The organism is Microcoleus sp. BM001215392 (genome assembly GCF_036700185.1).
Classification (GTDB): domain Bacteria; phylum Cyanobacteriota; class Cyanobacteriia; order Cyanobacteriales; family Microcoleaceae; genus Microcoleus.
Window position 1 is genome coordinate 1 of the sequence record NZ_JAUBOJ010000153.1, and the last position, 15,435, is coordinate 15,435.

The window sequence follows — 15,435 nt, forward strand, 5'->3', positions numbered from 1 at the left end:
AACTAATAACTTATCTGCGGTCATGCTTCGCCCTCTTCAAAAACCAGATGCACCCCTTGGGGCGAAGGCGATCCAATCGGGAAAATTCCCAATACTGGGAATTTTATAGTGGCGATTCGCTGGCGCTTGGGGCGAACGTGAGTCGCGGGGGATTCCCTCCGCTACGCTGGGTTCCTGCTGCAAGACACAATATATGGGGTCGTGTGTAAATCCTGTTTGTTAGAACTTGCGATCTTCCCCGCTATTAAACTAAATCCCTGTCAGGGATTGAAACGTAAAAATTTCCACTTTTGGAAATACCTGACTTAAAAAATTGTTGAGTTCGGGATGCTACAGCCTCGATCGCCCCTCTCTCCCATTTCCTTTGCGTCAAGAGCGATCGTCCCTTTAATCAGCTTCCCAGTCGGTACGATCCATAGTTGAGATCGTGACAAGTGGTTTTTTGTAGCGCAATATACCCGTACTTGCCCCTAAGTCTGGGATTGTTGCGTAAGTCCTATTATTTTCAATATTGGAAATTCCCAGCGCTGGGAATGCCTGACTTGAAAAATTGTTGAGTTCGGGATGCTATGGCCTCGATCACTCCTGTCTCCCATTTCCTCTGCGTCAAGTGCGATCGCCCAAACCACCACCCAAACCAACTACTTGCCTAATATCACAGCATCCGTACTGCTAGCAAAAGCCGGACTAATAAATTCCTCCTTCTCGAACAGCGTGATGTAACCCTGATCTACAGCTAGCTGCATCACTTCCTGAAGAAAACCTCTGAGCACATCTAATACGTGAGTGCGATCGCACTCAAACACTTTTTCCCAGCAAGAATTTCCAAACTTAGTCAAAGTACAGATAATGCGATCGTCCGTAGGTAACAACGTAATAACAAACCAACTATCAGCAAAACTTATTACTATTTTTCGACCTTGTGAGAGATTAGCAATTTCTTTGGGAAAGTTACTTTCAATCATCATACAGATATCTGGATCTAAAAATACCTCTTTTTGAGCATCACCTATTTCAATTAAAACTTTATGGTTGTATTCAAAACAGAAACGCCGCCATCCCATTTCAAAATGAGAAAGCTCTCCTAATGGATCTTCTGGAGGATCGGCCCAGTCTTCTAAGAAACGCTCTCCTAATTTAAAATTAAATTTTTGACTGCTATTCATGGCTGCTACTCCTATTTAATTGCCGCAGGCTGACACCATCAACTATCGGATAACCGCAATTGAGAGTTCCATCAAAATTTCTTTGGATAAAAGCGCGAGTGACGTTTTCAGTTATCCTGCGATCGGGATGGTAAACTTTACCTATCGGACGATGAAAATCAATGATGTATTCTCCTCGATATTTCGGTACTAATTGCTCAGCTATTATCCAATCCTCTGCATTTAGCCATTGTCCTTGGTCATCGTTAGTGCTTGCGGCTCTTCCGATCAATCTGTTGGCTGTAAGTTTGGGGCCGTGATGGCGAGCAATACGATCGTAGGCTTTCGTTGATTTAGGATTGTTCCATTGCGGTTCGGTTCCGCTTCCTATCCATTCACAACCGCTCCCAACTTCTCTGCTTGAATCTATTATATACTGTTGGACAATTTCTGCCACTTGTATCGGTCTTTTATTTGTACAAAATACATGATATCAAACAAGATGTAAGTTGAGTTTCGCTTGTTTTTACAGCAATTTGACCAACAACGGCAAATGATCCGAACCAATATTGGAACCGATCGCCCTTTCGACAGTCCTCAGCGACTTACTGTGCAAACAATGGTCGATCGGAATCCTCAGCAGCGAAGGCAAACTCGCAGGCCAGCTTGTTTGCAGGCCGAAACCCAATTGAGAATTAATTAAATTGCTATCAACCGTAAATTGACGAAATCGACCGCACCAAGGAGTCGAATTTAAATCGCCGATCGCAATTACCGCTCTTTTCTCTACTTGCTGCTGATTAATGCTCCACTTCGCAACCTCATCAAATTCTATCTTTTGAAACTCGGAAGCACCCTTGCCATTAGTACCGCGAGCCGTTGATGTACTCAGAATCGCTAGTTCTTTGCCTTCCCGGCGGACAATAACTTCAATCATCGGCCGTGGCGAATAGGCAGGCATATACAAGATTTGAGATGTGACTATTTCAATGTTCGGCGCAGCAGATATTGGCACTAGCATCGCCACACCCAGGGAATTGTCTGAGGGCAATACTGTATGTAATTTATAATTGGTTAAGTCAGAGTTTAACTTGTTTAGCCATGTGGGAGTCACTTCTTGCAAAAATATCAGATCGGCTTTTTGGCTGCTGATGTACTCGATCGCACGAGCATATTCGAGATTGTGGCGATCGAGGTTAGCATGGAAAATAGTTAAAGGAATAGAATTTGAGGAAACTGATAAATTGGGATGAAAAAAGAGTGGTAGAATCGCCACTAAATTTAGTGCGAACGGTACGCCGAACAGAAAACTCAATTTTTGTCGATAAATCCCGCCCACAATTAGAGCGATCGCCAATATCAAGCAATATTGAAGACGAGGATGGTCGAGAACTTCAAAACTCCATAATTTAGTTCCAAATAAACCCAATATTGTAGCTAGTGCGACAAATAATGCGAATAAATTGAGTAACAGTATTGTGGTTTCGATCGCCAGATTTTTCATTTTTATTAAGTTATTCGTTATTTGTTAAAACATCCATCTAATTATGAATTAGAGACAATTTAATATCGATATTTGAGCATTTAACTATTAGGTAATGAGGTGAAAATGTTAAAAAATGCTATTCGATCGCACTTACGGATTTTTCAGCCTGCGCTGCGCTCTAGGTTTTGTAAAGAAACCTTAATTATACAACCATTTTTACCGATTGCTGCTATAGTAATGCCAAGTCAGGGAACTACTAAAATAATAATTAGCCTCGGATTCGATAAAAAATTTAGTACGCTGTTCATATTACCCAAAAAATTGTAGGCTATGAAACCGCACTTATTAATCATGACTTTAGGGGCGATCGCACTTTTCGGCCTGCCCAGTTGCTCAACAAACACCAGCACCCCTGCGGATACGACTGTTGCGACGGTAGCAGCGCCAACTGATGCCTCGATCAAAATCGGAGTTTCAAGCAGCACAGTAGGTGTGATTCAGACCCTAGCTACTAATTACGAATCCACCTCCCAAAACAGCAAAATAACTCAGTTAGAACCCGGACAATCTGAAACAGTCATTGCAGGAGTCAAACAACAACTTATTGATATTGGTGCAATCTCTAAAACATTAAAGCCCGAGGAAGATGATGGCACATTAGAGTTTCGTGAAGTCGCCCACGATGCCCTTCTCGTTGCTACTCATCCCAGCGTCACAGGGGTGAAAAACCTGACCACTAAAGACCTCAAAGCCATTTACAGCGGCACCTTGAGCAACTGGAAGGAACTGGGCGGGCCTGATGCTAAGATTGTGGTACTCGATCGCCCAGAAGATGAATCAGCCAAGCGCCTCCTCCGCAAACACTATCTCGGAAAAGATTTGAAGAGTTCACCGCAAGCAGTGATATTACGAAAAGAAGGAGAATTAATCGAAGCAATTCAAAGCACTCCCTACAGCATCGGTACTTTTTCCCTGGCTTACGCCATTTCTCATAAACTACCCGTAAACCGTCTGGCCCTGAACAATGTGGAAGCGACAGCCGAAAATGTCAAAGCAGGCAAATATCAGATGGTACGCCCGATCGCAATTCTCTGGCATAAAAACGCTTCGGAGTCTACTCAAGGGCTGATTAAATACATTTTTAGCCCGTCAGGAACCACTGCTTTGGAGAAGTCTGGGTTTGTTGTTAGTAAATAGCATCAACTTGAGCTGCGAACCTAGTGTCAGCTTACTGATGAGTTAACAATCTTCTCGATCCTTCTCTATTCAGCTTTGTTAAAAGGGGACTAGACGATCGATTCCCCATTTTTAAGGAATATTTACTGGTATCGAGAGTGCAAGGCAAGCTAGATTTATTAAACAACTCGACGTTTAAATTGACACTACATCGTTTTAGCTACACTCAATCCTAGGTTGAAGTAGATATGTTACAGGGCTTCAGATATGTGCGACTCCCAATCTCAGTCAAGCTGTTGTCTCCTTTGTTGGTGGCATTCCTTAGCTTGTGGACTGTCGGAACCGTTGGCTTTGGTTATTTTGCCAGACAAAACTTAGAAGAAACAGCGCGGAAGGAAATAGAAGATCGGGTTACATTGCTGGAACAGGATCTGAAGCAAAAACAAGAAGTGCTCTACTTAAAAGCTCGTTGGGTGAGCGAGGACAGCAATGTCGTCAGCGCCGTTGCTGCGGGCGATCGCACTTTATTACTTCGTATAATATTACCGATCCAGGCATCATTAAAACTGGATTTTATCAGAATCGTTGATCCAAATGGTCAACTCTTAGTGTCTTCGCAGCAGGGAGCGCTGACACAAGCAATATTACAAGATACTGCCATCAATCGTGCGGCTCGTGCTGGACTAAGTTTATCGGGCATTTTGCTAGCAGAAAATGGGGCTGTGTCCTCCGTCGTAGGGTTGATCTCGATCAAATCCTCCGCAAAAATTCTGGCTGGCTTGGTGTTAGGGAGTGCGATTGACGACGCACTACTCCAGCAAATTCGCGGTAACACATCCATGCACTTCGTTGCCTTCCAAGGCGATCGCATAACTGCTTCTACTTTACAGCTTAATCGCGATCGCCCCTGGCAAGCTCCCAAGCCAAAATCTCTACCTAAAGTGGCAAAGATTGCAGGCGAAAACTACTTGATTAAAACGATCGAGCTACCAGGATTCGATGGCGCAACCCTCAAAATCGCCATACTCAAGTCTGTCATACAAACCGAACAAGCAGAACAAAAGTTGTGGTTAGTGGTGGGTGGCTTTGGGCTGCTGGGAAGTTTCCTAGTGACGGGAGTGACACTTTGGGGATTTCGCATCACACAATCTCTGGGGCGTCGGATTCAAAGCCTAACCCAAGCAACCCAGCAATTAGCCCAAGGCGACTTAAGCACTCGAATTCCCGCCAACAACCAAGATGAAGTGGGGATGCTCGCACAATCATTTAACGTTATGGCACAAGAGCTGACAAATCGCGATCGGCAACTAAGCAAACAAATGCAGGAATTAGAAAAAACGCTGAAAGAATTGCATCGTACCCAGAGTCAAATGGTGCAGAGTGAAAAAATGTCAGCATTAGGACAAATGGTAGCAGGCGTAGCCCATGAAATCAACAATCCAGTTAGCTTTATTCACGGCAACATCACATACGTCAATCAATATACACAAGAACTGCTGCGATTGCTGAATTCTTATCAACAGCACTATCCAAATCCCCCCCCATCGCTGCAAGCAGAACTAGATGATATCGATCTAAATTTTCTGAATGAAGATATGAGCAAGGTACTGCACTCGATGCAGGTAGGATCGGATCGCATTCGATAAATTGTAATTTCTCTGCGCAACTTTTCCCGCCTAGATCAATCAGAATTGAAATTTGTCAACCTGCATGAAGGAATTGATAATACATTAATGATTTTGCAACACCGCCTCAAAGCTACAGCAGAACACCCAGCGATTGAAATAGTTAAACAATATGGCGATTTGCCGAAAGTCGAATGCTATGCAGGACAACTCAACCAAGTATTTATGAACCTGCTAGTAAACGCCATTGACGCCTTGGAAGAAATCAATAAAGGACGCAGTTTCGAGCAGATCGCCACCAACCCAAACACTATCTGCATTACGACTTCTCAGCCTGAGCTCAACCAAGTGCAGATAGCCTTTACCGATAATGGTGCAGGCATTCCCGAGAATGTGCGATCGCGTTTATTTGACCCTTTCTTTACCACAAAACCCGTAGGTAAAGGAACAGGATTAGGCTTATCTATTAGCTATCAGATAATTGCTGAAAAGCATGGCGGAAAATTATGCTGTGATGCTGCACAAAACTGCGGTACAAAATTTATCATCGAGCTGCCAATATCTGGCAAGCATTAAGTGTAGTAGGGAAACAATTAAAGTGCATCTAATAAATTTGGCAAATATGTTTGTATGGGCGAAGCATGACATTAGTGAATATGGGACGATAACTAATAACTTATATGCGGTCATGCCGAGAGCCCTCTTTAAAACTCTGAAGGTTTGATCGTTCGGACTTTAGTCCGCATTCACCCGAAGACTAAAATCCGAACGAGCGAACCAATCTTAGGAGCGTAATTCAGGTAAATGACATGATTTAACATTAACAAAAAGGGTTTGTATTGCCATTATTTCTGTGTTGGGGCTGCGGACTTCAGTCCGCACTACGAACCGAACCTTCCTTACTTATTGCGATCGTTCGAGCGGACGTGATATCACTCGATCGCAACCAAAACATAGTATCTTGTCGGGGCGGGTTGAGGTAAGAATCTCTGATAAAAACCAGTTGATTAATACAAAACCTGCCCTCAACCCAGGTCAGGTTTATGTGTACCTACCTACCTACCTATATGAACCCAACCTAACAATCAGGATTACGGAGTAGGATTGGGATACATCGCGTGTACCGAATTGATTTCTGCTACGATATGTTTATCCAGCGTCACCTCCAAACTGCTGAGATTTTCCTCAAGTTGTGCGATCGATGTTGCACCGATAATTGTGCTAGTTACAAAAAAGCGCGATCGCACATAAGCCAAAGCCATCTGCGCCGGACTCAAATCGTGCTTTTTAGCAATCTCAACATACGCTTTTACCGCATCGTTAAGATTATTTTTATCATAACGCTGACCGAATCCTGCAAATAAAGCCAGTCGCGAATTTTCCGGGATTCCATTTAGATATTTGCCCGTTAAAACTCCGAAACCCAAAGGACTGTAAGCCATCAAACCCACATTTTTAAAGCGGCAAGTTTCTGCCAAGTTCATGTGAAAAGTCCGATTGCTCAAACTAAAAGCATTCTGAATCGAAATAACTTTTGGCAAACCGTGTTTTTCTGCTAATGAGCAAAACTCGCAAACTCCCCAAGGCGTCTCATTACTCAAACCCAAATAGCGGATTTTCCCAGCTTTAATCAAATCAGCAAATACCTCTAATTGTTCTAAAATTGGGATTGTTTCGCGCTCTTGGGCGATGTCGTAGTCCGGTGCGCCAAATAGCGGCACGTAGCGATCGGGCCAGTGGATCTGATACAGGTCGATGTAGTCTGTTTGCAGGCGTTTCAGGCTGTCGTTCAGGGCTTTTTCCACATTTGGGCGATCGATCTGATTTTTCCCTTCGCGAATCCACTTTAATCGAGTGCTTCTTCCGGCTACCTTAGTCGCTATAATCACTTTATCCCGCTGCTGTCTCGCCAACCATTCACCGATATATTCCTCGGTTTTTCCCTGAGTTTCCGGCTTCCCCGGCACAGGATACATTTCCGCTGTATCGATAAAGTTGATGCCTCTAGAAATTGCAAGATCGAGTTGTTGTGCCGCATCTTCCACGGTGTTTTGCTGGCCGTAAGTCATCGTACCCAAACAGATTTCAGATACTGATAAGTCGCTGTCGCCTAGTTTTTTGTATTCCATGATTTCGATTGCGGGAAAATTATCTGATTCTATATTACCCAAAAAAGATGACTCGATTTACAAGACAGCAAAAAAGTGCGAGATCCTTTCTATCTTAATTCCTCTGCGCTCTCTGCGCCCTCTGCGCTTAAAAAAAAATAAAAAATATCTGCACTTAAATGTTAATATAAATAATTCGTATTCCTCAAATGTATGAGTAGCCGCCCGCCGAAAGTTCCGCTTGTAAATCTCTCCCTGCAAAACCAACCGCTTCAAACTCAAATAGAACAAGTAATTCGAGAAATCATCCAGCGGGGAGACTTTATTTTAGGTCAAGCATTGACCGAATTTGAAACAGCATTTGCCGCAGCTTCGGGAGTAAAATACGGCGTAGGAGTGGCTTGCGGAACAGATGCGATCGCCCTCGGACTGCAAGCTGTCGGCATTCATCCGGGCGACGAAATTATTTTACCAGCCAACACATTTATCGCCACCGTAATCGCCGTCATCCAAGCCAAAGCAGTACCTATTCTGGTAGATTGTGACCCGGAAACTGCGTTAATTGACCTGACAGCAGCCGAAACAGCAATAACCTCAAAAACGAAAGCAATTATCCCCGTACACCTCTACGGTCAAATGGTGTCCCCCACTGAGATTTTAGATTTGGCAAACCGCCACGATTTAATTATATTTGAAGATGCCGCCCAAGCGCACTTAGCCGAAAGAGAAGGATACCGTGCAGGTTCCTTTGGGAAAGCAGCAGCATTCAGCTTTTATCCGAGCAAAAACCTCGGCTGTTTTGGCGACGGCGGGATGTTAATCACTAACGATGCAGAAGTCGCAGAAAAAATGCGAACTCTCCGCAATTACGGAGCACCCAGCAAGTATTTGCACACAGAAATGGGTACCAACAGCCGCCTCGACAATTTGCAAGCGGCTGTGCTGAATGTGAAATTGCCTTACTTAGAAAAATGGAATCGCGATCGCCACGAGGCAGCTCAATATTACAATACTCTACTAGAACCGCTAACACCCAAAGGCATTGTACCGATCGCCAATCACAGCAGCACAGGTCACATTTATCACCTTTACGTCATCAAAATTACTGAGAAAAGCCCCTTAGCCAAGCCCGTCCCTACGGGAGGCTCACCAACAAAGACGATCGCCCGCAACCAGCTTCAAGAAAAACTCGCCCAGCAGGGCATTCAAACAGGCATCCACTATCCCGTACCTTGCCACCTGCAACCAGCCTACCAAAACTTAGGCAATCCGGGCGACTTCCCCCACGCAGAAACCCTGTGCCAACAGATTTTATCGTTGCCAATGTATCCTGGATTGAGGAATACTGAGATCGAGCAGGTGGTACGGGCGATCGAGCGATCGTTTGACAGTTGACGGTTGACAGTTGACCGCTTGACAGAAGGAAGACGCAATACTGAAGACCTAAAAAGACATACACAGTAAACTGTTTAGCGATCGGTATTTTACCTTTAATTAAGTGGATGTACTTAATTGTGCATAAAAGTTATGCTGAGGGTGTTTCAAGCAGTAGGGTGCTGTTCTCAAAACCTGGGACTAGGGAATTAACAAATCTATAACTCATAGTTCAAAACCGCTTTCGTGTTGTTCGGCCTGGCGCGGCAATCTCAAAACTTCTCAAACCATGCACATCCAGCGCAGAATTCGCATTGTTCTCAAGCGATACCTCCTGGGCGAAGGTATCGCAATACTCTTAGTGCTGCTGTACGCCCCCCTGGTAGTACACTGGTACGACGGCTGGTTCAACAAAAACATCAGCATCGAACACGAATATTTCAGCCACGGAATCATTGGTTTGCCCTACGCGGCTTATATTGCAGGGACGAACCGAAAGTGCTGGCTGCGCTTGCCCAACTCGCAGCATTTTTTAGGAAGCTTTTTGCTGGTACTAGCAACACTTTTTTATCTCAGTCGCTTGAGCGATTTTGTAAATCTATCCCTGGGAGTAATGCTGGCTGGCATTTGCTTGTCTTTAAAAGGAATCAGCGGCTTAAAATTGCAGGGAATGCCGCTTATATTCATATTTTTGGCTTCGCCAAACCACATTCCTTACCTGATAGAACCCTATGCCTTACCGCTGCAACACTTCATTGCTGAAACATCTGGCTCGATCTTAATCCACCTTGGTCTCAAGGTAAGAGTAGAAGAAATTTATCTCTACGTCAACGATCGCATTGTCGAAGTTGCTCCCCACTGTGCAGGCTTAAAAATGCTGTTTACAAGTCTTTACGTCAGCTTAATTCTGCTGGATTGGACGGGAGTTTGGATGTCCCACAAAAGAAGTATTTTGTTTTTAGCAGCTACATCTATCATTAGCATTAGTTCTAACATTTTCCGCAACACTTTGCTAACTTACTTTCACGGAACCGAGAGAGAGACGCTTTTTAATTGGCTCCACGCCGGATGGGGCGGAGACTTGTACTCTGCTTGTATACTAGGCTTGTTGGTACTTCTGATCAACGGGATAGAAAAGTATTTGCCAAGCCAGCCTGCCAATTAATGAAACAAATGATTTCAGCACGGAAACTACTGCGGCAGTACCAATCTAAAATTGTGGTACTGGTGTTGTTGCTGGTACTGGTTGTAGCAGTAGCAATTCCCGGCTACGCGACGGGAACGTGGCCTTGGACAAACCCGCCAACAGTTGCAAACCTGCCACAATTGAAAAATTTGCGCCAAAACGGGATGAGACTTCCGGGCTGGGAAGTCATTCGCCTCCAGAATAACGTCCAAATTGGCGGCCACAGGTGGTTAGTTGAAGAAATTAAAAATCATCAAACAATCGCCATTTTATTGCTGTTGCCTCAAAATAGCGCCAAAAACCAGCCCCAGGTAGAATGGCTGGACATCGATGGATTTCACCGGTGGGAAACAGATTCTCACCGCAGTTTGAAATTTACAGTTAAATTAGCGTCAATACCGCAGCAGCAGCCGCCTACCGTCGATGCCCGGTTTTTCCGAAGCTGGACACCCGAACAAACTTTTGCTGTCATGCAGTGGTACGCTTGGCCTAACGGGGGTTCTCCAGCCACCAGCCGCTGGTTTTGGCAAGATAGCATTGCGAGGCTGTGGAACCGCCGCGCCTCTTGGGTTGCTGTCAGTATCATCATTCCCCTTCAACCGGGCAGCGATATTAAGATAGTTGAACCGCTGCTGGAATCTCTGGCTCAGACTGTTCAGACTCAATTAATTGCAGAAGTTTTTATGGTAAAGTAGATTTTTTAAGAGAGTTAAGTGCGAGTAGAATTTAATATTTAGAGCAGCTCACGAAAGAGTAAAAAGTATTTTTGGGGAGCCTGATAATGCGAGAGTTAAAAAGCGCAAATATACCGCGGCTTTCAATTTTAGTAAGGTGGCGGGCGAGCTTTTTACCGCACCGAAATTATCTAGCATCTCTCGCGTTACATTCTTCGGTATCTACATAAAAATCCTGATGGTGCCGCCAATAAATATTTTCAGTTGAGACTGGCAGAGATGAAACTAACAAATCAGTGCATCGCTCAAAATATTACCCTTTTTGAACCTCTCAAAATCCAGGTAAAATCCCGAATTAAAAATCGCGTTGCTTTTTGCTTAGCAGGTCTGCATTCAACTGCTTGGACTTTATCTTTTGCTGCGCTATTCTGCGGCTTGAACGGCAAAGTTTTTGTGAAAACGGCTGTAGCCCAATCTGCTGTTCCTACTTCCCAGCGGTTCGTACCGCCGCCACCGCCGCCGAGACTCCCAGTACCCCCGCTGGAGCGGCGCCCCAACTTGAACCGGGACATTAACCCAGCTTTTCGGAACCGACCCTATCGCCTCGGCCCGGGAGACCAGATTGCTATTCAAGTTCAGCGGTTCCCAGAGCTGAGTTTTACGGGCGCTATCAGCCCTGAGGGAATTATTGTACTGCCGCTGATTGGCACAGTAAACCTGCGCGGCCTGACAGTGGAAGAATCGCAGCAGCGCCTCCGCGAGCGCTTTGCTCAATTTATCAAAAATCCTCAAGTCTCCGCTGCTTTGCTGGTTCAGCGCTCGGTAGTGGTGACGGTGACGGGGGAAGTGGCGAGACCTGGTTTTTATCCGCTGCTAACGCCACAGCTTCCGGCGGCTCTGGCGGCTGCTTCTGGGACGACTCCGACGGCTGAACTGCGGGCGGTGCGCGTGCGGCGGAGTTTACCGGGGGGTGTGGTTGTAGAGCAAGTTGTGGATATTTTGACACCGCTACAAACTGGTATTGCTCCGCCGGATTTGCGTTTGGAAGATGGAGATGCGATCGTTGTACCTTACAAACAAGTGACGCCCGATCGCAAGTCGGATCAAGATTTAGCATCCAGGTACAGCCTCGCCGCTGCGGCTGTACCGGTTCAAATCACCGTCACCGGAGAAGTCAGCAAACCCGGTTTTTACACGCTGGCGGCGGGTGCGGGTCGAATTTCGGCTGCTTTGGTGGTTGCCGGTGGAGTCACCGCCAAAGCCGATTTGCGGGCGGTGCGAGTGCGGCGGACGCTGGTAGACGGCTCCTCGGTGGAGGAACCCATCGACCTCTACACTCCCCTAGCAAAAGCTAACGATTTGTTCGATTTTCCTTTGGCCTCGGGAGATGTGATTGTCATCCCCGAATTGGACGCGAGTACCAAAAACCTAGACTATGACAAAGCTCTGGTGGCGCGGTCTACCTTAATTAAGCCTCGGATCTACGTTCGAGTTTTGAGTTACGCTAGTGGTGGTTTGACCTCGTTTTACCTAGAAAATGGCAGCAAGTTTTTAGATGCTATCAACAACTTGCCGGTCAATCTGGCTGACTTGCGCAAAATGGCTCTGATTCGGTTCGACCAAAAACAAGGTAGAGCTATCAACCGCAAGATAGATGCTAAAGCTGCTTTGGAGGGCAATATTTCTCAAAACCCGATGCTGGAAGATAATGATGTGATTGTGATTGGTAGGAATCTGGTAGAGCGCGTTAGTTATGCAATCAATACTGTGACTCGACCTTTCCGCGATACTTTGGGATTTATTCTGTTCTTTGAGCAGTTAAGGAATGGAGTGACAAATCTGTTCGGGCCGACACCTAATAATAATAATAGGTAGGTAGTCAGTGGGCAGTTGTTAGTTGGCAGTGGGCAGTGGGCAGTGGGCAGTTGTTAGAAGCGCAAAGTTGCAATTTATCGCGAACTTGATTTAACCTTTTTAGTATTTGGCAAATCGTCTAAATGAGACTAAAAAGTGTTGTTTGGGGTGCCAACATCCCCGCTCCCACTCCTCAGTAAAACACAGATTATTCGGTAATCGATCGGGATTTATTGTTAAGAATTCGCAATCTAAAATCTAAAATCTAAAATCTAAAATCTTTATGACTTTATCAGTTGTTAAACGTTATTTAATTGCTTTCGACCAATACAAGTGGGTGGGACTTGCCACTCTGGCGGCGACTGTGGGCGTGTCAGGAGTAGTGGCCGTGCAGCCAAGTCAGGCGCCGGTTTATGTGGCTGCCGGTACGCTGGCTTACCGGAGACCGAGCGTGATTTTTTCATCGACTACGACGAAAATTCAACAGGAAGGACAAGAAATAACTAAAGATATGCTGCTGGATAGAAGGGTGGTTGAAGCAGCAGCTAAAAAAGTTAATGTTTCTCCTAAAAAGCTGACGGACGACGTGCAGGTAAAAATGCCTGCTAAGAATAATGACCCCAGCGCTTTGATTCAAGTATTGTACAAAAATGCCGATCGCAAAAAAGCAGAAGCGGTAGCAGAGGCGCTGATGAAGGAAATGGTAGCCCGCAGCCAAACTATTAATACTTCTAGACTGCGAGAAACGATCGCCCAAATTAACAAGCGCTTGCCGAAAGTAACTCAGGAACTCAGACAGACGGAAGAAAAATTAGAAGCCTACGAAAAACGAGAAGGAACTTCTATTTTAGCAGCTCAGAACGGTGCGCTGCCGCAAGCGATTACCGGCAGCGAACAGCAGCAGCGGCAACTCCGCTTGCAGTTAGGAGGAATTGAAGCTCAAATTAAAAGCTTGCAGGATCGCTTGGGATTGAATGTAGAGCAAGCTTACGTCGCTCAAGCGCTGTCTGCCGATCCAATTATTGCGCAACTGCGAGTGCAACTGTTTTCGATCGAATCTCAGCTCAAAATTCTGCGCGCCGACTTGCAGGAGGAACACCCGAAAATTGTAGAATTGCTCAAGCAAAAACAAGCTTTTGAACAGCAGTTGCAGCAGCGACAATCTGAAGTGCTTGGGGGTAACGGAGTGGCCGCTCCGCTGCGAAGTGCCGATCGAATTCGGGTAGACTCTTCTTTAGACCCAGCCAGACAGCAGCTAGCTCAAAATTTGATTGCTTTACAAACGCAGCGGGATATGGTAGCACAGCAACTCAAAGGAGTCGAAAAAACCGAACAGCTATTGCGCCAGGAACACGCCAAAATCCCCAACAAGCAGCTAGAACAAGCGCGGTTGGCCCAGCAAGTGGCGCTGAAAAAAGCTCTCTACGACAAAATGCAGTCGGCTTTGGTAGATGCTGAGGCGGCGGTAGCAGAGACAACGGGGAGTTTGACAATCGCCCAACTTCCCAAAACTGATGATGTTGAGTCTAGCAAAAGAGGTTTACCCGTAATGCTGGCGGTGGGTGGATTTGTGGGATTGCTGCTGGGCGGCGGGCTGATATTTTTGTTGGGGATGCTCAATGGCAAGTTTTACAGTTGGGAAGAAGTGCGGGCGGCTTTGGTGGAAAAAGAGGTGCCGGTACTGGGAGTTTTGCCAGAAGTAACGGTGTTTGATTCCTACGGCGACGATCGGATGCCTCTGGCTTTAGATCCCAATTCTCCCTATTTGGAATTTTACGAGCGGTTGCGCACTAATTTGCGCAGGATCGGGGACAAACCGGTGAAGGTGGTGCTGCTGACTTCGGCGACTGATTTGGAGGGGAAGAGTTTTAGCGCTTACAATTTGGCAATTGCGTCGGCTCGATCGGGCAAACGGACTTTATTAATTGAAGCAGATTTGCGATCGGCTTCCAATGTCGAATCTTTGAGAATCGCAGCAGATCCTCTGGCGGCGGTGGAACCTTTGCACTATTACGGCAATATCAGCGAGTGCGTCCATTTGGTGCCGGAGGTAGAGAACCTATACGTGGTGCCGAGTCCGGGCTTTTTGCGCCAGGCATCGGCGGTACTCGAATCGAGCGAAATGCGGAGATTGTTCGATGATGTTCGCAACCGCTTTGATTTTGTAGTTGTGGATTCTCCGGCGTTGAGCGAGTGCAACGACGCGCTGACTTTGGAACCGTATACGGACGGTATGATTTTGGTGGCGCGACCTGGTTATACTCTGTCTAGTATGTTGTCTGAGGCTGCGGATCAGTTGCTGCAATCGGAGGAGGAGGATTCGCACAAATCCGGGCCGCGGCTGTTGGGAGCGGTTATTAATGGTGCTGATATTGCAGTGAAGTTCCGCCACGATATTGATGAGCTAGAATTGCCTTTGAGTGCGATCGGCGATGGGGCGATCGAAGTGCGATCGAGACAATTACCGCAGCAGTCAAAGCCCAAAAACAAAGCTATTAATAGCAAAATCAACTAAATTAGGGCACTTAATTCTGGTAAAGCAATTCTCAATATTTTCTATCATTGCCAGGAAAGCTCTTATGAACGCGATCTCTTATGAAAGCAATCCCAATGATTGCGATCGCTTAGGAATCAAAATTAAATAACTTACAATTTTCATTGTGGTTGTGGGATGTCCCGCCCCTCCCACAATAAGAGAGTGTAAATTATTTAATTCGCGCTCCTTATTTCCTCGGAATCACAGTAGACTTGAATTGCATAAGTCTTCTTTTCGATACAGAAACCGCAGATGTCAGACAGATAAACAC

Annotated in this window: 12 protein-coding genes; 8 read left to right on the plus strand and 4 right to left on the minus strand. The window is 45.7% G+C overall.

The window, feature by feature from the left end; translation table 11 throughout:
• Positions 1–641: 641 nt before the first annotated feature.
• The 3 genes from QT974_RS17340 to QT974_RS17350 all read right to left on the minus strand — a co-directional run bounded on the left by QT974_RS17340 (position 642) and on the right by QT974_RS17350 (position 2,649).
• On the minus strand, positions 642–1,166 hold the full coding sequence (locus QT974_RS17340; RefSeq protein WP_333469687.1) for a hypothetical protein: 525 nt from the start codon (positions 1,164–1,166) through the stop codon (positions 642–644).
• Complete coding sequence (locus QT974_RS17345; protein ID WP_333469688.1) at positions 1,159–1,602, minus strand: hypothetical protein; 444 nt, start codon at positions 1,600–1,602, stop codon at positions 1,159–1,161. The genes QT974_RS17340 and QT974_RS17345 overlap by 8 nt, the downstream gene beginning before the upstream one ends.
• 69 nt (positions 1,603–1,671) lie before the next feature.
• On the minus strand, positions 1,672–2,649 hold the full coding sequence (locus QT974_RS17350) for an endonuclease/exonuclease/phosphatase family protein (protein ID WP_333469689.1): 978 nt from the start codon (positions 2,647–2,649) through the stop codon (positions 1,672–1,674).
• 312 nt (positions 2,650–2,961) lie between these two features.
• Between QT974_RS17350 and QT974_RS17355 the strand changes: the two genes are divergently transcribed.
• The 3 genes from QT974_RS17355 (at position 2,962) to QT974_RS17365 (ending at position 6,008) form a co-directional block, all read left to right on the plus strand.
• Positions 2,962–3,828 carry a substrate-binding domain-containing protein gene (locus tag QT974_RS17355; RefSeq protein WP_333469690.1) on the plus strand — a complete coding sequence of 289 codons (867 nt, stop codon included), beginning with the start codon at positions 2,962–2,964 and terminating at the stop codon, positions 3,826–3,828.
• A gap of 227 nt (positions 3,829–4,055) precedes the next feature.
• Positions 4,056–5,453: a HAMP domain-containing protein gene (locus QT974_RS17360; protein ID WP_333469691.1), complete on the plus strand. Its 1,398-nt coding sequence runs from the start codon at positions 4,056–4,058 to the stop codon at positions 5,451–5,453.
• 45 nt (positions 5,454–5,498) lie between these two features.
• Positions 5,499–6,008, plus strand: a complete 510-nt coding sequence (locus QT974_RS17365; RefSeq protein WP_333469692.1) for a sensor histidine kinase — start codon at positions 5,499–5,501, stop codon at positions 6,006–6,008.
• A 515-nt stretch (positions 6,009–6,523) separates the two neighbouring features.
• Here the strand turns inward: QT974_RS17365 and QT974_RS17370 are convergent.
• Entirely contained in the window at positions 6,524–7,561 is a 1,038-nt protein-coding gene (locus tag QT974_RS17370) for an NADP(H)-dependent aldo-keto reductase (protein WP_333469693.1), read from the minus strand.
• Positions 7,562–7,753: 192 nt separating this feature from the next.
• Between QT974_RS17370 and QT974_RS17375 the strand changes: the two genes are divergently transcribed.
• The 5 genes from QT974_RS17375 (at position 7,754) to QT974_RS17395 (ending at position 15,143) form a co-directional block, all read left to right on the plus strand.
• On the plus strand, positions 7,754–8,935 hold the full coding sequence (locus QT974_RS17375) for a DegT/DnrJ/EryC1/StrS family aminotransferase (protein ID WP_333469694.1): 1,182 nt from the start codon (positions 7,754–7,756) through the stop codon (positions 8,933–8,935).
• A gap of 268 nt (positions 8,936–9,203) precedes the next feature.
• Positions 9,204–10,079: a cyanoexosortase B gene (gene crtB, locus QT974_RS17380; RefSeq protein ID WP_333469695.1), complete on the plus strand. Its 876-nt coding sequence runs from the start codon at positions 9,204–9,206 to the stop codon at positions 10,077–10,079.
• Positions 10,079–10,795: a cyanoexosortase B system-associated protein gene (locus QT974_RS17385; protein ID WP_333469696.1), complete on the plus strand. Its 717-nt coding sequence runs from the start codon at positions 10,079–10,081 to the stop codon at positions 10,793–10,795. The genes crtB and QT974_RS17385 overlap by 1 nt, the downstream gene beginning before the upstream one ends.
• A 258-nt stretch (positions 10,796–11,053) precedes the next feature.
• Positions 11,054–12,649 carry a polysaccharide biosynthesis/export family protein gene (locus tag QT974_RS17390; RefSeq protein ID WP_333469697.1) on the plus strand — a complete coding sequence of 532 codons (1,596 nt, stop codon included), beginning with the start codon at positions 11,054–11,056 and terminating at the stop codon, positions 12,647–12,649.
• A 262-nt stretch (positions 12,650–12,911) separates the two neighbouring features.
• Entirely contained in the window at positions 12,912–15,143 is a 2,232-nt protein-coding gene (locus QT974_RS17395; protein ID WP_333469698.1) for a GumC family protein, read from the plus strand.
• Positions 15,144–15,435: the final 292 nt, after the last annotated feature.